21 protein-coding genes and 1 pseudogene are annotated in these 18,865 nt (G+C 63.1%); 14 read left to right on the top strand and 8 right to left on the bottom strand.

Annotation, left to right across the window (positions count from 1 at the left end):
• Both IVB47_RS27105 and IVB47_RS27100 read right to left on the bottom strand, forming a co-directional pair.
• Positions 1 to 561: DUF1501 domain-containing protein (locus IVB47_RS27105; protein WP_247465983.1), on the bottom strand; the 561-nt coding region annotated here is incomplete at its 3' end.
• 2 nt (positions 562 to 563) lie between these two features.
• On the bottom strand, positions 564 to 2,153 hold the full coding sequence (locus IVB47_RS27100) for a DUF1800 family protein (protein ID WP_247465862.1): 1,590 nt from the start codon (positions 2,151 to 2,153) through the stop codon (positions 564 to 566).
• A 114-nt stretch (positions 2,154 to 2,267) separates the two neighbouring features.
• Here IVB47_RS27100 and IVB47_RS27095 point away from each other — a divergent pair, with 114 nt between their 5' ends.
• Positions 2,268 to 2,480 (top strand): cysteine-rich CWC family protein, encoded by a 213-nt coding sequence (locus tag IVB47_RS27095; protein ID WP_247357991.1) that lies wholly within the window; start codon positions 2,268 to 2,270, stop codon positions 2,478 to 2,480.
• A gap of 15 nt (positions 2,481 to 2,495) precedes the next feature.
• Here the strand turns inward: IVB47_RS27095 and IVB47_RS27090 are convergent, their stop codons facing one another.
• Entirely contained in the window at positions 2,496 to 3,194 is a 699-nt protein-coding gene (locus IVB47_RS27090) for a glutathione S-transferase family protein (RefSeq protein WP_247465858.1), read from the bottom strand.
• Positions 3,195 to 3,393: 199 nt separating this feature from the next.
• On the opposite strand from IVB47_RS27090, the pseudogene IVB47_RS27085 reads away from it, so the two are divergent.
• A pseudogene (locus IVB47_RS27085) lies at positions 3,394 to 4,505 on the top strand (MBL fold metallo-hydrolase).
• Positions 4,505 to 5,110, top strand: a complete 606-nt coding sequence (locus IVB47_RS27080; protein ID WP_247357988.1) for an SCO family protein — start codon at positions 4,505 to 4,507, stop codon at positions 5,108 to 5,110. Before IVB47_RS27085 ends, IVB47_RS27080 begins: the two are co-directional and overlap by 1 nt.
• A gap of 33 nt (positions 5,111 to 5,143) precedes the next feature.
• Here IVB47_RS27080 and IVB47_RS27075 read toward each other — a convergent pair whose 3' ends face one another.
• The gene (locus IVB47_RS27075) at positions 5,144 to 5,374 is read right to left on the bottom strand and encodes a hypothetical protein (RefSeq protein ID WP_247357987.1); all 231 of its coding nucleotides are present in this window, start codon (positions 5,372 to 5,374) and stop codon (positions 5,144 to 5,146) included.
• Complete coding sequence (locus IVB47_RS27070; protein WP_247403845.1) at positions 5,371 to 6,150, bottom strand: sulfite exporter TauE/SafE family protein; 780 nt, start codon at positions 6,148 to 6,150, stop codon at positions 5,371 to 5,373. Before IVB47_RS27070 ends, IVB47_RS27075 begins: the two co-directional genes overlap by 4 nt.
• Positions 6,151 to 6,275: 125 nt before the next feature.
• On the opposite strand from IVB47_RS27070, the gene IVB47_RS27065 reads away from it, so the two are divergent.
• From IVB47_RS27065 to IVB47_RS27035, 7 genes are all read left to right on the top strand, one after another.
• Complete coding sequence (locus tag IVB47_RS27065; protein ID WP_247465855.1) at positions 6,276 to 7,193, top strand: LysR substrate-binding domain-containing protein; 918 nt, start codon at positions 6,276 to 6,278, stop codon at positions 7,191 to 7,193.
• Between the two features lie 124 nt (positions 7,194 to 7,317).
• Positions 7,318 to 7,545 (top strand): hypothetical protein, encoded by a 228-nt coding sequence (locus tag IVB47_RS27060; RefSeq protein WP_007614796.1) that lies wholly within the window; start codon positions 7,318 to 7,320, stop codon positions 7,543 to 7,545.
• Positions 7,546 to 7,603: 58 nt separating this feature from the next.
• On the top strand, positions 7,604 to 7,834 hold the full coding sequence (locus tag IVB47_RS27055; protein ID WP_247403847.1) for a hypothetical protein: 231 nt from the start codon (positions 7,604 to 7,606) through the stop codon (positions 7,832 to 7,834).
• A gap of 107 nt (positions 7,835 to 7,941) precedes the next feature.
• Positions 7,942 to 10,920, top strand: coding sequence for an excinuclease ABC subunit UvrB (gene uvrB, locus IVB47_RS27050; protein ID WP_247465853.1), 2,979 nt, complete (start codon positions 7,942 to 7,944; stop codon positions 10,918 to 10,920).
• Positions 10,921 to 11,027: 107 nt separating this feature from the next.
• Positions 11,028 to 13,016, top strand: coding sequence for an ATP-binding protein (locus IVB47_RS27045; RefSeq protein ID WP_247465851.1), 1,989 nt, complete (start codon positions 11,028 to 11,030; stop codon positions 13,014 to 13,016).
• A 19-nt stretch (positions 13,017 to 13,035) separates the two neighbouring features.
• Complete coding sequence (locus IVB47_RS27040) at positions 13,036 to 13,803, top strand: DpnI domain-containing protein (RefSeq protein ID WP_247465847.1); 768 nt, start codon at positions 13,036 to 13,038, stop codon at positions 13,801 to 13,803.
• A gap of 116 nt (positions 13,804 to 13,919) precedes the next feature.
• Complete coding sequence (locus IVB47_RS27035) at positions 13,920 to 14,093, top strand: hypothetical protein (RefSeq protein ID WP_247465844.1); 174 nt, start codon at positions 13,920 to 13,922, stop codon at positions 14,091 to 14,093.
• An 84-nt stretch (positions 14,094 to 14,177) separates the two neighbouring features.
• Here the strand turns inward: IVB47_RS27035 and IVB47_RS27030 are convergent, their stop codons facing one another.
• From IVB47_RS27030 to IVB47_RS27020, 3 genes are all read right to left on the bottom strand, one after another.
• Positions 14,178 to 14,543: a hypothetical protein gene (locus tag IVB47_RS27030; protein ID WP_247465842.1), complete on the bottom strand. Its 366-nt coding sequence runs from the start codon at positions 14,541 to 14,543 to the stop codon at positions 14,178 to 14,180.
• A 7-nt stretch (positions 14,544 to 14,550) separates the two neighbouring features.
• Positions 14,551 to 14,937 (bottom strand): hypothetical protein, encoded by a 387-nt coding sequence (locus IVB47_RS27025; RefSeq protein ID WP_247465840.1) that lies wholly within the window; start codon positions 14,935 to 14,937, stop codon positions 14,551 to 14,553.
• 258 nt (positions 14,938 to 15,195) lie between these two features.
• A complete protein-coding gene (locus IVB47_RS27020; RefSeq protein ID WP_247465838.1) occupies positions 15,196 to 15,435 on the bottom strand; it encodes a hypothetical protein in 240 nt (79 codons plus the stop codon).
• A gap of 289 nt (positions 15,436 to 15,724) precedes the next feature.
• Here IVB47_RS27020 and IVB47_RS27015 point away from each other — a divergent pair, with 289 nt between their 5' ends.
• The 4 genes from IVB47_RS27015 (at position 15,725) to IVB47_RS27000 (ending at position 18,703) form a co-directional block, all read left to right on the top strand.
• Entirely contained in the window at positions 15,725 to 16,177 is a 453-nt protein-coding gene (locus IVB47_RS27015; RefSeq protein ID WP_247465836.1) for a nuclear transport factor 2 family protein, read from the top strand.
• A gap of 202 nt (positions 16,178 to 16,379) precedes the next feature.
• Entirely contained in the window at positions 16,380 to 16,820 is a 441-nt protein-coding gene (locus IVB47_RS27010) for a nuclear transport factor 2 family protein (protein ID WP_247465833.1), read from the top strand.
• A gap of 215 nt (positions 16,821 to 17,035) precedes the next feature.
• Positions 17,036 to 17,950 carry a hypothetical protein gene (locus tag IVB47_RS27005; protein ID WP_247465831.1) on the top strand — a complete coding sequence of 305 codons (915 nt, stop codon included), beginning with the start codon at positions 17,036 to 17,038 and terminating at the stop codon, positions 17,948 to 17,950.
• 330 nt (positions 17,951 to 18,280) lie between these two features.
• Entirely contained in the window at positions 18,281 to 18,703 is a 423-nt protein-coding gene (locus IVB47_RS27000; protein ID WP_007614810.1) for a hypothetical protein, read from the top strand.
• Positions 18,704 to 18,865: the final 162 nt, after the last annotated feature.

Raw genomic sequence — 18,865 nt, 5'->3', positions numbered from 1 at the left:
CGGAAGCGCCACCGGCGCCCAGCCGACGGTCGGCGCATTGCCACGCAGCACCAGCGGCGTGGTCGGGCCGACGGCAAGAGCACTCGATACCCGCTCGCCGCGCGGCAGCGCTTCCAGCGCGCGGTTGAGCCAGCCGGATTGCACGCGCCCCGGGCCGGCGTAGCCGCTTTCGAGCACGTCCTGGCCGTCGAAATGCGAGCGGTCGCGATAGGGCGTCGCGACCGCGTGGATCACCGCGGCGTGCCTATCGCGATACATGCGTGCGAACTCGGGCATCGCCGGGTGCAGCGCAAAGAACGTATCGAGCATGATCGCGGGATGGGCGCCGTCCGCCGTCAGCGCGATCGCCCCGTGCAAGCCGGCATAATCGGGATCGCCGACCGGCGCGACGGTCGAAAGCCCGTCAAGCGCGCCGCGCAGGATCACCACGATCAGCCGGGGATCCCGGCCATCAGCCGCGCGGGCGAATTTCGGCAAATATGCCCACGCCGCAAAAGAGGCACCGCCGAACAGGAGGCCGCGGCGCGAGGTGAGGAGCCGGTTCTCGACGCAGTCGATCATCATCATCTTCTCTGCATTTCCGGCGACATCAACAGCAGCGCCAGCGCCTGCTGCCGCGACTCCGCCCGCTCGATGGTGCGGCGCGTTTCGATCGAGGCCGCATCTGCGGCCGCAAATTCCAACAAATCGAGCGGATCGATGTTGGGCCCAAGCCGCGCGCCCATTTGCGCGGCAATGTCGAGCCGGAGCTTGATGCCTTCGGGAGCAGCCCACGCGGCGCTGGTATCAGCGAAACCATTCGGGCCGGCCGGCGACCACAGCGGCTGGCCCAGCAGATTGAGGTTGTTGAGATAGGCGCCGGGATCCTCCGGCACGCGCGCGAGCAGCCGGCCGCTCGCGACCAGGAAATCATAGGGGCTCCGCATCTTCGTCAGCGGCGCCTTCCACGCCTCGTCGGAATCGACCAGTGCGGTTGCGAGCGCCTTGAGATCCCCGTCGGTCTTGATGAAGACATCGCGCAATCGCGCCACCAGCGCCGGCGGCGGATCGTCGGCGACGAAATGGCGAACGAATTTGGTGGCGATGAAATTCGCGGTCGAGGAATGGCGTGCGATGTCCGCAAGCGCGGCTTCGCCCTGCGCAAGGCCGGTCGGCTCGTAGGTCCTGCCGAGCAGCATTTGCGGCCCGGGCTGGTGCGCATTGACATTGAACACGAACGAACCGGGCACCCCCAGCTGTCCCTGCCGGCCGGCAAAGGTCCAGCCGGTGATGATGCGCGCGAGCGAGGTGACGTCGTCCTGCGTGTAGCCGCCGCCGACGCCGAGCGTATGCAGCTCCATGATCTCGCGCGCGAGATTTTCGTTGAGCCCGCGCTTGCGGTTCTGGCCCGCGCGCGAGTCCGGTCCGAGCGATTGCTGGTTGTCGAGGAAGAACAGCATCGCCGGATGCTGCTCTACCGCCTTCAGCATGTCGGCGAAACGCCCGAGCACATGCGGCCTGATCGCCTCGCGCTCGAACGCGCCGGCCCATATCCGTGCCAGCTCGCCCTTGCTGGCGGAGATACAGAAATGGTTGGACCAGAACACGACCAGACGTTCGGTGAAGCCGCATTCGACCAGGGTCGCGCGCTGCAACCGCGCCAGTGCCTCGGCGCGAAAGGTCTTTTGGATGACGTTGAGCGGCTGCGGGGCAGGTTTTGCGGCAGCCGGCGCGGCCGCGTTGGGCTGCATGGTGTACGGCTTGGCCATATTGTCCGCCGGCTTGTTATCAATCGGCTTATTTTCAGTAGGCTTGGCCTCAGCCATCTGGCCGGCGATCTCGGTTGCCACGGCGTTCAGCGAGAGATTGCGGCGCGGTCCCGGCTTCTGATCGGCCGGCGCTTGCGACGGCGCTTCGGCCGGCGCGCCGGCTTTGGCGGCGGCCTCGCGCGCCTGCTTGACCTGGTCCTGATAGGCAAACACGGCCTGCCCGAGCTGCGGCGTGGATTGCAGGCCCGGCGACTCCAGCAGCACAGCGTTGGGGCGCGCGAGTTCCGCCTTCACAAAACCGCGAGGATCGGAGGCCGCGTTGATGAGATCGCCGGATGCACCGCCACGGGCGCCGAAGCCGAAACGGTTGAGCGCGACGAGCGCGGCTTGCGAATCGCGGGCCATCGATGTGTCCTTCGCGCGTTGCCAACCACTTTCCTGATACGTGCGCGAGGCCTAATATACCGCAGCGGGAGATGAACCCGGCATGAAAATGACAGCCCGGCTTTTGCGCAAATCATGACAAATCCGCAAGACATTCCAGTGCAGGAAGCGCGCCGCCTCGCCTGCTCCCGCTGCGGCACCGAGTTCGGCTGCGACCTCTCGGGCACCTGCTGGTGCGCGGAAGAAACGGCGCGGCTACCGATGCCGGTCAAGGGCGAGGATTGTTTGTGCCGGGCTTGCTTGCGTGAGGCGGCGGCGATGCATAGCCCGGATGGAGCGAAAGCGTAATCCGGGCTACGAAGCTTACACCGCGTGCCCCGGTGACTTCCGGGCCATGCCGTCGAACGCCTCCAGCAGCTTTTCGCGCCAGGCGTAGACCGGGTCGTCCGCCTCGAGCAGCTTGAACGGGCTCGTCACGCGCGCCCACTGAAAACCGCCGAACACGATGTAGTCGGCATAGTTCGGTGCGGCGCCGCCGATGAAGGGCTGCTTCTTCAGGGTCTGCCGCATCACCTCAAGCGATTTGCGGAAGGCGACCACGCCGGCATCGCGGCTGGCCATAATCTCTTTCAGCGTCTTGCCGCCGAAACGCGCCTCGCGCGACTGGCGGAAATAGGCGGCGTCCACCTCGTCCAGATTCTTCGGGATGTCGGCGATGATCAGCGGAAAGATGCCGCCGACGATGGCGATGTCGCCCCAGGCGTTGAGCATGCGCGCCATGGCGCGGCCACCCTCGCCGCCGAACAGCGACGGACGGTCCGGAAACTTGTCTTCGAGATAGGTCGCGATCGCCCAGGAATCGACCACCGGCTGGTCGTGATGCAGCAGCACCGGAACCTTCTCCGAGCCGTGCGGCGCGATCGCGCTCTTCTCGGTGAAGCGCCAGGGCAGCGATTCTGCCGAAAGGCCCTTGTGCGCCAGCGCCATCCGCGTGCGCCAGCAGAAAGGGCTGAACGGTCGCGAGGCGTCGATGCCGACGAGTTCGTAAAGTTTGAGTGACATGGCTGGTCCCGTTGCTGCGGTTTGCGAACAGAGTAGCCGTCATAGCTACGAGCGCAAGAAAGCGGTCTTGCCGCCATGGCCTGGGTGTGACCGGCAACCAGTTACCTCGCCCGCGCCGGCGCCGAATCTGCTCGCGGCTTGTTGAGCTGGCACTGGATTGGACCTAAGCTCGGGCATTTCAAGCTTTGGGAGGCATTACATGACCACAACCATTCCACGGCGCGATTTCCTTCTCGGCTCGGCAGCGCTTGCCGGCGCCGCGGCCGCCAATGCCTTCACTTGTGTCGAGATCGCGAGCGCAGCGCCGATCACCGTCCCGACCGTCGACAAGCTTTCGATGCGCGTACTGGTGGATTCGAGCTTCGATCTGTTCTTCCGTCCCAAGCAAATCAACGGCGTCTCGATCACGCCGGCCGCGCGCGGCAGCGACTTCCGCAAATCGCTGCACAACGAATGGGGCCTGTCGCTCTGGTTGGAATCTGAAGGCGGCGGCAACCAGCGCACGCTGATGCTGGACTACGGATACACGCCCGAGGTGCTGCTCAATAACATGGCGTTGATCGGCGTCGATCCGGCCAAGCTCAACGCGCTGATCGTCAGCCACGGTCACTACGATCATTTCGGCGGTCTGAACGGCTTTCTCGATAAATTTCGCGACAAGCTGCCCGCCGACATCAAGCTCTATGCGGGCGGCGAGGATAATTTCTGCCATCGCGTCAATCCGACGCCGACGCAGGGGCAATTCGCCGATTTCGGCACCCTCGATCGCCGGTCGCTCGCGGCGCAGAAAGTGACGACCGTGCTATGCGAGACGCCAACAGTAGTCGCGGACCACGCTTTCACCACCGGCAAGATCACCCGCCGCAGCAGTGAACGCGTACTGCCAAACACCCTGGTCGAGTTTGGCATCAAGGATGGGCTGGGCTGCAACGTCGGGCATTACCTGCCGGCAGAGATGGAAGGCAAGATCGTGCCGGACGAGCACATCCACGAGCACGCCACCTGCTTCAATGTGCGGGATCTCGGTCTCGTCGTGATCTCGTCCTGCGGCCATGTCGGCATCGTTAACTCGGTGAAGCAGGCGCAGGAAGTGTCGGGCATCCAGAAAGTGCACGCCGTCGTCGGCGGGTTTCACCTCGGTCCCGCGCCCAAGGACTACCTCGCGCAGGTCGCGAGATCAAGGCGCTCAACCCTGACGTCGTAGTGCCCATGCATTGCAGCGGGCTCAACTTCGCACAGGAAGCCAATGCCCAGATGGAGGGCAAGGTGGTGGTGACGACGACAGGCAGCCGCCTCACCTTCGGGCTGTGATGCGACCTGCCGGCGCCTGGCTGTACGTGACGCTGGCGCTTGCCTGCGCGGGAGCGGCGCAGGCGCGCTCGGCCGCGGAGACCATGGACATCCTGATGTGGAATCGGGAGCCGGTCGGCGGCCCGTTCGAGCTGATCGACCAGACCGGCAAGCCGCGCAGCGACCGCGACTTCCGCGGACGACTGATGCTGGTCTATTTCGGCTTCACCTATTGCCCTGACGTCTGCCCCACCGACCTGATGGCGATCGGACAGGCGCTCGAGCAGCTCGGGCCGGACGCCGAAGCCGTCCAGCCGGTCTTCATCACCCTCGACCCCGAACGCGACACGGCTCAGCATCTTGCCGAATATGTGCCGCTATTCCATCCGCGGCTGCTCGGGCTGACGGGCAGCCTCGACGCGATCGGGGCAGCGGCAGAGGCCTACAAGGTCTATTTTGCCAAGATCCCGATCGGCAAGGACGCCGGCGACTACACAATCGACCACACTTCCTTCATCTACCTCATGGACGGCTACGGGAAATATCTCGGCTTCTTTCCGCCGGGCACCTCGGCCGAGCGTATGGTCGAGATCATCCGGCCACGCCTTGCGGCGCCTTCGCGGTAGCGCTCGGGTGAGAGCTAGCATGAAGCAACATGCTCACCGCCCGTTCGTGCGCAGCAGCTTCTCGCCGTCTTCCGTCACCGCGATGACCAGCCCCATTCCGGGGAGCGTCTCGCGCGCGACATAGCCGCGGTCGGCGGCGTCTTCCCAGATGGTGAGGCGCGGGCACGAGGTCTTCCAGGTCGCGATCACCTCGGCATAGGCGCGCGGCTCGCGCGCAACCCATTCGACGAAGTCCAGCACCAGCGGGTCGGCAGTCTCGCTCATTGCAAACCTCCCTTGTCGAAGGCCGCCAGCACGGGCGTGCGGACCAGCAGCCAACTGCCATAGGCGACGTAGTAGCAGGCGATGGTGGTGATCAGCTTCATCGACCAGGCCACGAATTGCTGGTCGGTCATGGCTTCGAGGATGCGCCGCGCCAGCGTGGTGCCGAGCATGGATGCTGCGATCGCGACGGCCGCGAGCACGGGATCGAGCGTCGCGGCCTGGTCGATCACGCCGCCGAAATAGATCAGCTTGGTGAAATGGCTGACGAGCTGGCACATCGCCTTGGTCGCCACCTTCTCGCGCCGGCCGAAATCGCCGCCGAGGAAGAAGGTGTCGAGCAGCGGCCCCGACACGCCGGTCATCAGCATGAGGCCCATGCAGATCGTGCCGTAGACGGTGCCCTGCCAGAGACGGTCGGGATCCGGCTTGATGTTCGCGGGCAGCAGCCGCGCCATAAACGGGGTGATGCCGAGCAGCAGCAGCGCGACCGGCTTGTCGGGTACGTAGCGCGTGAGCGACCACGCCGCGAGCGCGACAGCCGCGCCGACCATGTAGTTTGCGACCGGCCGCCAGCGGATATGCGCGCGCCAGAGAAAGGCCCGCCAGCCGTTTGAGGCCATCTGCGTGATCGCATGCAACACCATCGCGGTCGGCAGCGGCATCAGGGCCAGCAGCACCCCGATCAGGATCAGCCCGCCCGCCATCCCGAACAGCCCCGACAAGAACGCGGTGCCGACCATCAGCAATCCAAGGGCAGCGATCATGATGGGCGTCACGTAAAAATCTCCGGTTGGCCTTCTCCCCGCTTGCGGCGCGAGCGAAGAGAAACGTGCCCCGCTTGCGCCGTCTACGCAAACTGAGTTATCTTGGCCTTGCATCAGCTTTCCTGAGGGTCGGTCATTTGCGACGCTTGCTGTTTCTCAACGGCATCAAGGCATTCGAAGCCGCGGCGCGGGCCGGCAGCTTTGCCGCGGCCGGCCTCGAGCTGAGCGTATCGGCAGCGGCGGTCAGCCGCATGGTGCACATCCTGGAAGAACGGCTCGGCGTCGCGCTGTTCGAGCGCAAGGCCAACAAGCTGCTGCTCACGCAGGCGGGCCGCGCCTATCAGAGCGGGCTGACCCCGATCTTCGATGCGCTCGCAAGCCTCACCGCCCAGGTGACGGCGCCCTCGAGCTTCCGCGTGCTCACCATCGGCATCGGCCACACCTTCGCGATGCGCTGGCTGATCCCGCGCCTGTCGGAGTTTCGCAACGAGGAACCCGACATCGAGGTGCGCTTCACCACCGGCGGCGCGTCGGTGCCGTTCGGCGAAGACTGGAGCTGCGGCATCCAGCTCGGGACCGGCGACTGGCCCGGGCTGGTGGCCGAGCCGCTGTTCGCCGGCGACCTCACGCCGGTCTGCGTGCCTCGCTTGGCTTCCTCGCTGAAGCGCCCGGCCGATCTTAGGGGACCGAGCCTGATCCGCGTCGCGCATTCGCCCGAGGACTGGCCGATCTGGCTCAAGGCCGCGAACCTCGCGCGCATCAACGCGCGGGGGCCGGAGTTCCAGTTCTACGGCCAGGCGCTTCAGGCTGCCGCCGACGGGCTCGGCATCGCCATGGGCATCCGGCCCTATATCGACGACGATCTCGCCGCCGGCCGACTGGTCGCGCCATTCGACCTCTCCGTGCCCAAGGGCATGCGCTGGTACCTGCTCTATCGCAGCTTCCAGACCGAGCAGCGCGACTTTGCCGCGTTCCGCCGCTGGATCATGCGCGCGGCGTCGGAACCCGCCGCCCGTCCGGTCCGGCGGACCGGCCGCACCAGCGCGCGGAACTGACGCTGCAGCCGCCCTTTGGGCAAAAAAGCCCGCCGCTTGTGAACGGCTTCACATCCTGAAATCCGCAAATGTGGTCCCCTGACCCTCCAACAAGGCGCTCGAACAAAACATTTTGGGGACTGCAATGACGACCCTCTACGACGGCTTTGACATCGAATCCTTCGAAGCGGGCAAGGGACTTTGGCACGCCCGGATCCGGCGTGCCGATTTCAGCCCGGTTGCCATCGACGGCGTGCTGTTTCCGGCCATGGAAGTCGGCTTCGCCTGGCCCGATCCCGATGCCGCGATTGCCCATGCCAAGCATCACATCGATCGATTCCGCCGGCGGGCCGACGACAGCGACGACGAATAGGCGAGCGGGACTGCAAGCGAACCAAGGAACGGCGCAGGGTCAAAGGGGGAAACCGGTCATGTCAGTCATCGAATTCGAAGACACGTCGCGGCCGAGGATTTACTCCCGCAATGTGCTGTCCAGCTGCCCGGAATGCGACGGCGATCTCACGGTGCTCCGCGTGATCGGCGGCCGTGCCGGATGCGAGTATTGGGCCATGCGCTGCACCGATTGCGGCGGCATCCACCTCGACATCCTCGAGCCACGTCAGGCGGCCGGGGACGACGAGGGACCGTCGCCGGCGGCCTGATCGCAAGATCCGGCGATCCAATCCTGCTGCCAACCTGCTGTCAGCAGTCTGATCCGGGAGGGGCATTCGCTCTTTATTGCGAGGCGGACTCGCCCCATATTCGGAGCATGGCGAAGAAACCTGCATCCTCCGAAAAATCCGGGAAATCCCCCAAGACCAAGGCTCCGAACGCGAAGGCGCCCAATTCCAAGGCGTCTCGCCCCGACGTGCAGCCGATCGGGCCGGCGCTGGCCGAGTTGCTCAATCCCGCGATCAATCGCGGCGATGCCGGGCTCGGATCGGGCACCGGCCTGCAGCCGCCGCCGGACAATTCGCGCGACCGCCGCTCCGGGGGCGAGGCCGCCGCGCATCGCGCGCGGGCCTCGACGCCGAAGGAGTTTCCGCAAGACAATACACGGCCGATGCCGCTGCGGCTCAATCCGCAGCCGCCCGGCGCCCGCAACGCGGGCTTCGACGAGGCACCGCAGGCCAATTACGGAACTGCGGCCACGATCCCGACACTCGATCCGGAACTGGCCCGTCAGCTCGGTCTTCCGACGGAAGAGGACGATGCCGAAGCCCTGGCGCGCCCGCCGCGCAGCAAGATGGAGGCGCTCGGCGTCAAGGCGACCGCCGACGCGCTGGAATCGCTGATCCGCGAGGGCCGACCGGAGTTCCGCAAGGACGACGGCTCCACCAGGGTGTGGACCCCGCATCGGCCGCCGCGTCCGGAAAAGTCCGAAGGCGGCGTGCGCTTCGAGATCAAGTCGCATTACGAGCCGCGCGGCGACCAGCCGACCGCGATCGCCGAGCTGGTCGAGGGCATCAATCGCAATGACCGCTCTCAGGTGCTGCTCGGCGTCACCGGCTCCGGCAAGACCTACACCATGGCCAAGGTGATCGAGGCCACGCAGCGGCCCGCCATCATCCTGGCGCCGAACAAGACGCTCGCCGCCCAGCTCTACGGCGAGTTCAAGAGCTTCTTCCCCGACAACGCGGTCGAGTATTTCGTCAGCTACTACGACTATTACCAGCCGGAAGCGTATGTCCCTCGCACCGACACCTACATAGAAAAGGACTCCTCGATCAACGAGCAGATCGACCGCATGCGCCACTCGGCGACGCGCGCGCTGCTCGAACGCGACGACGTCATCATCGTCGCCTCGGTGTCCTGCATCTACGGTATCGGCTCGGTCGAAACCTACACCGCGATGACCTTTGCCCTGAAGAAGGGCGAGCGCATCGACCAGCGCCAGCTCATCGCCGACCTCGTCGCGCTGCAATACAAGCGCACCCAGGCCGATTTTACCCGCGGCACATTTCGCGTGCGCGGCGATGTCATCGACATCTTTCCGGCGCACTATGAAGACCGCGCCTGGCGCGTGAACCTGTTCGGCGACACCGTCGAGACCATCGAGGAGTTCGACCCGCTCACCGGCCACAAGCAGGACGAGCTCGAATTCATCAAGATCTACGCCAACTCGCACTATGTGACGCCGCGCCCGACGCTGGTGCAGGCGATCAAGTCGATCAAATCCGAATTGAAGATGCGGCTCGACCAGCTCCACGACCAGGGCCGCCTGCTGGAGGCCCAGCGGCTGGAGCAGCGCACCACCTTCGACCTCGAGATGATGGAGGCGACAGGAAGCTGCGCCGGCATCGAGAACTATTCGCGCTATCTCACCGGGCGCCTGCCCGGCGAGCCGCCGCCGACGCTGTTCGAATACGTGCCCGACAACGCGCTGGTGTTCGCCGACGAGAGCCACGTCACCGTTCCCCAGATCGGCGGCATGTTCCGCGGCGACTTCCGCCGCAAGGCGACGCTCGCCGAATACGGCTTCCGGCTGCCCTCCTGCATGGACAACCGCCCGCTACGCTTCGAGGAATGGGACATGATGCGGCCGCAGACGGTCGCGGTCTCGGCCACGCCCAGCGCCTGGGAGATCAACGAGAGCGGCGGCGTGTTCGTCGAGCAGGTGATCCGCCCCACCGGCCTGATTGATCCCCCGGTCAACATCCGTCCGGCCCGCACCCAGGTCGACGATCTCGTCGGCGAGGTCCGCGCCACGGCCCAGGCCGGCTACCGATCGCTGATCACGGTGCTGACCAAGCGCATGGCGGAGGACCTCACCGAATATCTGCACGAGCAGGGCATTCGCGTCCGCTACATGCACAGCGATATCGACACCATCGAGCGCATCGAGATCATACGCGATCTGCGCCTCGGCGCGTTCGATGCGCTGGTCGGCATCAATCTGCTGCGCGAAGGCCTCGACATTCCCGAATGCGCGCTGGTCGCGATCCTCGATGCCGACAAGGAAGGCTTCCTGCGCAGCGAGACCTCGCTGATCCAGACCATCGGCCGCGCCGCGCGCAACGTCGACGGCAAGGTGATCCTCTATGCCGACCAGATGACGGGCTCGATGGAGCGCGCCATCGCCGAGACCGATCGCCGTCGCGAGAAGCAGGTCGAGTACAACACGGCGCATGGCATTACGCCGGAGAGCATCAAGAAGTCGATCGGCGACATCATGAACAGCGTCTACGAGCGCGATCATGTGCTGGTCGAGATCGGCGGCCATGACATGACCGACGACGTCATCTCGATCGGCCACAATTTCGAGGCCGTGCTCGGCGATCTCGAAACGAGAATGCGCGAGGCCGCCGCCGATTTGAACTTCGAGGAAGCCGCGCGCCTGCGCGACGAGGTCAAGCGCCTGCGCGCCACCGAGCTCGCGGTGGTCGACGATCCCACCGTCAAGCAGCGCACGGTGCAGGGCAAGGCCGGCGCCTATGCGGGAGCGAAGAAATACGGCGACGCCGCCAATTTGCCGGTCAGCGCCATGAAGAAGAAGACCGTGAGCTCCGCGCTGAAGGCGAGCGGCGGCGGCAGCGGCTCGAAGGTGCACAAGCCGCATCTCGACGAGATGCACGGCCCGGAATCCCTCCCCTATCGCGCCGATCGCGCGCTGCCATCAAAACCGTTCGGCGGCGAAAGCCGCATCATCCAGCCGACGGACTCAAAGCAGTCGGGGCCGGAGTTCGGGCCATCGCCGCGGTCGAGCGGAGGGGCGCCGGGGCATAGAGGTGGGTGGAAGAAGAGGTAGGGACAAACAAACGGCTCGCGCAATTTGCAGGGCACTTTTTATGAAGCCCTTCCTCGCTGCTTCAACTTGCGATAGCTTCGCTCCTAACAGCAATCCGGGGAGCGGTTATGGCGATTGAAGAGCTTCAAGTTCAGACAAAGGATGGCCTTGATGGCTTCGATCCACTCGCGGAAGGAGTGAACTTTGGCGCCAACGATAAGAGTATTTTCGAAGAAGCCACCCAACGCGTCGTTCAAAACATTCTTAAGAGTTACACTGGCTATTTTGATATTTTCTCGGAGATAATCCAGAACTCCTTAGACGCTTGCGACAAGAAACTTAAAACGGCGGAGCCGGGATATTCGCCGAAGCTGTCAGTTAAGATCGATATCGTCAACCGAATCATCCGCATCGTGGACAACGGCGCTGGGATGTCGCTTGACGAACTCAAATTCTGCTTTCGGCCAAACGTCAGCTTCAAGAATCGGAAGGAGGCTCGTGGTCACAAGGGCGTCGGCGCGACCTTTCTCGCCTACGGATTTGGGCAGATACGTCTGTTTACCAAGCAAAAGAACTCAACGATAGCAGTGAAGCTTGCCGGCGGCCGTCAATGGGCGGAAGATTCTACCGGATCGTATTCTCGACCTAGACTCGAGGGGGACGATTTCGAGGCATCTGAACTCGCGAATGAAACATCCGGTACCGCAATAGAGATTTCAATTCCTCCTGGCGTCAGGCCGGACCTTGGATGGTGGGGAGCAACAACTGCTCAGCAGTGGTATCAGCTACTTCGTATGCGGACGCCTCTTGGCGGCATCTATCTTGCTGGAGCTACACCTCCGAAGGTTAAGGTGCACATCGCGGTGGTAGACTACAGCAACAACCTAACTCAGGAAGAGTTTGCGTACGTAGAGTATCCTTACCCGCATGAAATATCGGAGATTCTACCGCGTGTGCGCTCTTACGATGAAGTTGTTAAGGCGGTTGTTGGCATAGAAGGCGACTCATCAAAGATTCCTCAAGAGCTGAAACGTATCGACGCGATATGGGGTATATGGAGTGCTGATCAAATCATCGGCGAAAACTCGCCATTTGCGGGGCAGCGATTCGAGACTGATCAAGAAGAGCTAATTCGACGCCACAATGTTTCTGTTTACGGATGCTTTCTTAGTACCGCCAAAAGCTGGAAGGCATTTCAGGCAGAAGTATTGCGCCTCAGAAAAGACCCTCTCGTCATGAAGGGGGGCTTGTTGATCGCAAGCGACTTTATGATTCAGGGTGATCCGATGGTCATTCCCCTTACATCCACAATTGGATATCAGGCAGCTACACACGTCATCGTCCATTTCGTGGATGGAAATCCTGACATGGGCCGGAAAGTATTTCAGCCCGAGCTCAAATCATTAGCTGAGGACCTCTCGCGGCAAGTCGTGAATATATTCAAGCGCTATCTATACCTGATGCGTGAGGATACCGGCGCGGCTAGTGTGGCCGACGAAACGGAGACGTACCATTGGCTAGAAGACCGGAAGGCTCATCGAGCACTCCATCCGCTCGAATTTGCCTTTCAAGAGAGCCACCTCGCTTACACGAGCGCGCCACAATCGGAGCAGGACGTCATTGCTATTTTCCACGAACTAGTTGGCATGCAGGTTATAAGGGGGATCCGCTTCTTAGGAACAAACCAGCAGACTAGATATGATGGATGCTACGTTTGTCGATTCGACAATAGCCAAGCGCACGCGTTCAATGCTGCAAGCAATCCGTTGGGTATCAATCCTAAAATCGTTGCACCCAGGGAGACACGCCCCCTAGTGCTCGAATACAAGTTAGACTTAGATGGGCTGATATCCGATTTTGCTAAGGAGCTGAAATTTCAGAACGAAATTCACACAATCATCTGCTGGAGCATCGGAGATTTATATCATGAACGGTTTGCCCTCCGAAGCTACCTAGTCGGGGAGGAGGGAGCCTCGCGACAATTCTATGGCGCGACCCATTCTCTTTGGTACGAGAAGTCAAAATTGGCCGATATTGTATGTTTGAACGACCTAATCAGATTCTTTTCAGACCCAGAGACAGTTAAAGCCGAGCATCGAACGCGACTCAAGGATTGAGGTTTCGCTACGCTGTCCTATGAAACTCGGCTTCAAAGAAACCCAGTCCTCGTACACAAGCGGCTCGCAAAGCGCCCGTGCATGGACGGAGGCTTGGGTCAAGGCGTGGGCCTATTGTCCTGACTGCGGCAATGCAAAAATGTCGCAATTCCCCAACAACAGCCCGGTTGCCGATTTCTTCTGCGCATCCTGCAAGGAGGAATTTGAGCTCAAGAGCCAGAAGGGAAGGTTCGGCCCGACGGTGTCGGACGGCGCTTACAAAACGAAGTGCGAACGGCTCGCCGCCAGCAACAATCCCAACCTTTTGCTGATGAACTACGATCGGCAATCACTCGCGGTTGTTAATCTCTTCATCGTACCGAAGCACTTCTTTGTCCCGAAAATTATTCAAGAGCGAAAACCGCTCGCGGCGACCGCACGGCGTGCCGGGTGGATCGGATCGAACATTCTGCTAAGCAAGGTGCCGGAGTCCGGTAAAATCCATATCGTGCAGAACGGCGTCGTCCGCCCAAAAGAACTGGTACTCGGAGAATGGAAGAAAACGCTCTTTCTGCGGAGCAAATCTCTGGAAGCGCGGGGCTGGTTGCTGGATGTACTGAAATGCGTGGAGTCGCTGGGCAGGCGTGAGTTCACCCTGGAGGAAGCTTATGCTTTCGACCGGCATCTCGGCGAGGTTTATCCAGGCAACCAGAACGTCAGACCAAAGATACGCCAACAGCTTCAGTATCTACGTGATCGTGGATTTATCGAGTTCGTTTCTCGCGGCAGCTACCGTTTGAAAACGTGAGGTTCGATATGGCATGGTTCCTGAATTTCTATCGATGCGGTCGGTGCAACAAGATATGGACTGACGAATGGTCGTGCACCTGCGACGACCAATGTCCGCACTGCGGCTTCCGGGACATGACGCCATTCAACAGCGAAGACTTGACCGAACTCATCGTGACAGAGGGCGGCAAGTTCGTTGTGCTGCGCTCGTCGGAGGAAGCGGAGGACGAGCCCGATTATGAGGAGCTTGGCCGGTTTGCGACGCGGGATGCAGCCAAGGAATTTCTGCGCTCACATCAAACGGACTGACTTACGACTATCTAAATCATTGCTGGTTATGCCTATGGATTCCAGCCTCGCCGCCCTGCGGGGCCACGGAATGAGAGCGCTCCCTCACCCCACGCTTGCCGCCAGCAGCGATAGCAGCAGCACTGAGGCCACCAGTTGCATCGACGTCGCCGGCTTGGCGCGCCAGCGGGCGATCTTGTCGGAGAAGGACAGGTTGGCGTCGAAGAACAGCGGTTCGTAGGCGTTCTTTGCAAATCTCGGGAACGTCGATCCCGCCCAGATGGCGAGACAGCTGTAGAAGATCGACGCCATCGCGATGGTGAGGACATGATTGCCACCGCGGTCATGTCCCAGCAGCTTCACCATCAGCGACGCCGCGGCGAAGATCGGGAAGCCCTGAAGGATCGTGGTGAGCGCAAAGCCTTCGAACCAGTTGAGCGGGCCGGATTTCGACGCGGTGATGAAGGGCATGATGCGATTACCCCACGCTCGCCGTGACCACCGCCATCACCGACAGCAGCAGCACGATGGTCACGAGTTGCAGCGAGGCGACCGGCTGGGTGCGCCATGCCGTGATCTTGTCGGCCAGCGACAAATGGGCCTCGAAGAACTTCGGTTCGTAGACGGTCTTGAAGAGGTGCGGGAAGCTCGGCCCGAAGGTCACCGCAAGCAGCGCATGGCCGAGCGAGGCGATGGCAACGAAGATGGCGACGCCGGGATCGCCGACCAGGTCGTGATTGCCGACCAGCTTGAGCAGGAAGGCGGCGGCGGCGAAGGTCGGGAAGCTCTGCAGCGTCGCCGTCAGCACGAGGCCTTCGAGCGCGTTGTGCAGGCTGGACTTTCTGACTCTGGCGATGGCGGCCATGGCACGTCTCCCTGATGACATGGGGAGGACGTTAGGCGCTGCGGGGAAGGCGTGATGTGAGATGGGTCACGCGGTACGTCGGGCCGGCTCTTTACCTCGCCTCGCTTGCCGGGAGAGGTCGATTCGAGTGAGGGGGAGCCCTCCGCAAGTCGAACTGCCCCCGTCCCCGGAGAGACTCCCCCTCACCCCACCCTCTCCCCGCAAGCGGGGCGAGGGAGCAGACCGTCGATGTGGCGGCTGGTCGGGAATACCGAGGAATTACAGCTTGCCCTGCCCGTTCACCTGGCTCTGCTGTTGCTGCCGCCTTTCCTGCTCTTGCTCCTTGGCATGGTGGCGGCCGTAGAGGCAGCCGGCGGCGGCGCCGAGGACGCCGTGATGACCGGCATAGTGGCCGGCGACGCCGCCGACGACGGCGCCCTTGATGCAGCCCTTGGCGTTGGCGGCGGAGGTCGCGCCAAGCATGAGAAGTGCGGCGGCGATGGCGGCGAGGGATTTCATGGATCAATGTCTCCGGATGCGGTGTCGCAGTCTCAACAAGCACGGGCCCGTCCCGGTTCCCGCATTCGGTGCGGCGCGCGCACGCTGTGCTTCGCGCGCCATGCAGCCGAATGCCGCGCGAATTCGTGCAGGCGCGCGGTAACTCAACCCTAAATTGCAGCCATGAACCTGGCATTGCGCTTGCGCGTCATATCGTCTGCAACATCCCCTGTGGTTTTGCGGATTGCCGGGGTCCGAGGCCGCGCGCTAGCTTGCGCGAACTCCACACGGCCAACGAGGGACGGGCGGAATGACGGTCGAGAAGCTCAATCGCCAGCGCGTGCTGCATCTGCTCGACGCCATCGCACGCAGCGATCTCGAGGCCGCGCTGTCGTGCTGCACCGACGACGTCGACTTTCTCACCCACGCGCCGATCGACGTGCTGCCGCACATGGGCCCCTGCCACGGCAAGAAGGAACTCGGTGAATTCTGGCGCACCGTGCAGGAGAGATACGCCGAGATCCGCTACGAGGTGCCGCAGATCGTCGCCGAAGGCGATGCTGTCGCGGCCTATCTGCGCGTGTTTTTCAGGAAGCGCAGCAACGACCGCATCATTCAGGTCGACATGGCCACATTTTATACGTTCCGCCACGGCCAGGTGGCGCAGATCCGCGAGATCATCGATTCCTACGATCTGGTGCAGCAGGTGCTGGAACGTGAGATCGGCCCGCTGATCGTGGGCGAGCGGGTGGACGGGGGCTAGACGGCCAGACCGGTAAAATACGGGGTTCTATTGTAAATCTCACACGCCATGATCAATTGTGCATTGCAAAAACGTGAATTGCGTTTTGGCCGAAACGGCGTATTTTGTTCGTATACAAATGAGTTGAGCGACCCCGCGGCACCTTCCTGTGCGCCTAGGGTTGCTTTTCGTTTTTCGCAAACCAGCTTCAGGACTGCCCAAGATGACAGAGCACAGCCTCTGGCGTTTCTCGCGCGCATTGCACCGCGCGATCAACGACCGGCATTTCGAGGACATCGAGACCCTGATCGACGAGGACGTCGAGTGGGCGCTCTACGGCCCGATCGACATGTTTCCGTTCCTCGGCGCACGCCAGGGCAAGGACGCCGTACTCGACGTCATCCGCCAGTTCGCCGACAACTTCCAGGTCCGCCGCTTCGACCGCGAGAGCATCATGCTCGGCGTCGATTCCGCCGCCTCGATGCTGCGCTATTCACTGACCGCGCTGGATTCCAGCAAGCCGATCAGCTTGCGGGTGGCGCAGTTCGCCCAGTTCAGGGCGGGCAAGCTCACCAGCATGCGCGTACTGATCGACACGTTTGATCTGGTCGAGCAGGCACTCGGCCGCGCCATTCATCTGCCGAAGATGACCAGCGTCGGCTGAACGGAACACCAACGGGCCCCGCTGTTCGGGACCGATGGCTGATGCTCCCCGCGACGCGTCCTGGCCTCCAGCCCCGCCGGATGCAATCGCTGGAGAAGCTCGTCATCGGGCGCGCGCCTTTCGCGCGGCCCGTTGGTTCGCGTTTGATGGAACCGCCACAATTTCGCAACGATGGTTCCGCATCCTCGGCGGGAACTGGGCTGACGGGCAGGACGATGGAATTCGCGACAGGGTTTGGCTGGACCAGGCTGCCGATGCTGGCGGCCGCTTTCATCTTGGGATCGGTGCTGACGGTTTCGGCGCAGATCATTCCGCCCTTCTCCCCCGGCCCGGCCGCAGCGCCCGACGAGGCCGAGACGGCGGAGGCCCCCGACGTCAACGACCCCGACGTGCTGATCGGCATCGACGTCGACAAGCTCGACTGGGGTCAGCTCGCGATCGACGCCGGCACGCTCAACGACATCGTCGCCGCCAAGAAGCGCGCGCAGGCCGCCGCCAAGGACGGGCTGAACTGGGCGACGAACGCCAACGGCAACGGCTCCTCGGCGGTGACGGTGAAGCAGTCGGTATCCTCATTCTGGGACGCCCGCATCGGCGCCGACATGACGGTGACGAGCGAGCCGCGGACGATGTCGGAGCTCCTGGCGCAGAAGGCCACCAATGGCGGCAACGTGCCTCAGTCGTCCGGCAGCGCCTGGGCGGCCGCGACCGCGCCGGGCGCGGGCGCGATCTGGGACAAGACCGCGGTGGAAGCCCGCGTCGATCCCGGCGCCGAACAGAGCAAGCTCGGGGCCTCGCTGACCAAGTCCGTGCCGCTGTCGGGCGACACGTCGCTGACGCTCCAGAACGGCTACAGCGTCAACCAGCAGGGCACCACGGCGCTCCCCGGCGTCGGCGGTCACGTCACGCGCAATTACGAGACCGACCAGTCGGCCAAGGTCACCCTCACCGACACCGGCACCAGCATCACCGCGGGCCAGTCGCTGTCGACCACCGAAGACAAATGGCTGCGCAAGATCGGCGCCGAACAAAAGCTCTTCGACAACGTCACCGTCTCCGGCTCGGTCGGCGAAACCTCGCAAGGGGCGATCAACAAGAGCCTGACGGCGGGTTTCAAGAAGAGCTGGTAGGTCCACTCTCCCTCTCATCCTGAGGAGCGCTCCAACGGAGCGCGTCTCGAAGGATCGAGGCCCTACTGCGAGAGCCGGGCCTGCATGGTTCTCGCGGCGGTGCGCAGCGCCGTCCGCCGCGCGCTTCGCGCTCCTCACCATGAGGAACCAGAAAGTTCGGCGCGGCTGCGTTCAGACTTCCGTAACCATACGCCACGGCAAAGCCCACGAATGGACCGCCCTTGCCGCACCTCGGCCAAGTTGCGGCCAAAATCCGACGCCCTAGTCCCAGACTGACGTCGTCGTGCGGGGGACACTCGCGCTGCGCTCAACGCGAACAGGGGAACAACGATGAACGCCATGCGTCCGGAAAAGACCGAAGGCACCGAGACCGAGACCATCGACACCAACCTCGCCGCAGTGACGGAAGTCGAAGCCGGCATCCGTGACTTCGTCCGCAACGACATCGCCTATCTGCGCCGTCCGGCAGCGACCGCCACGGACGCGCCGCCGCTTGATCCGAGCGCGGAGGCCACCGTCACCAACGTCAACTCGCTGATCCAGCGCGTCGCCGGCACCTCCCTCGCCGAGATCGAGAATTTGATCTCCGAGCTCGAGAGCCTGCGCGACCTGCTCCACGCGGAAGGCCAGCGCGTCCAGCGCGAGATCTCCGGCTACGCCCAGCTCAGCCAGGCCGCAATGAAGTCGACCCGCATGATCGCCGACAACGTCTCGCAGTGGAAGCGCGCCGCCGACGGCCTGCGCAACAGCTGATCGCTGACATCACGCATCACCAGCCGCCGCGTTCCGAAAGGGGCGCGGCGGTTTTGATTCGAGGGTGCCTTCTCAAGCGCAGCTGTCATCACCCGCCTTGTGCGCATTGCGCACTGGAGCGGGTGATCCAGTATTCCAGAGGCAGCGAGGCTAGAACCGAGA

Source organism: Bradyrhizobium sp. 62 (assembly GCF_023073035.1).
Classification (GTDB): Bacteria; Pseudomonadota; Alphaproteobacteria; order Rhizobiales; family Xanthobacteraceae; genus Bradyrhizobium.
This window is presented reverse-complemented; position numbering and strand designations above follow the sequence as displayed.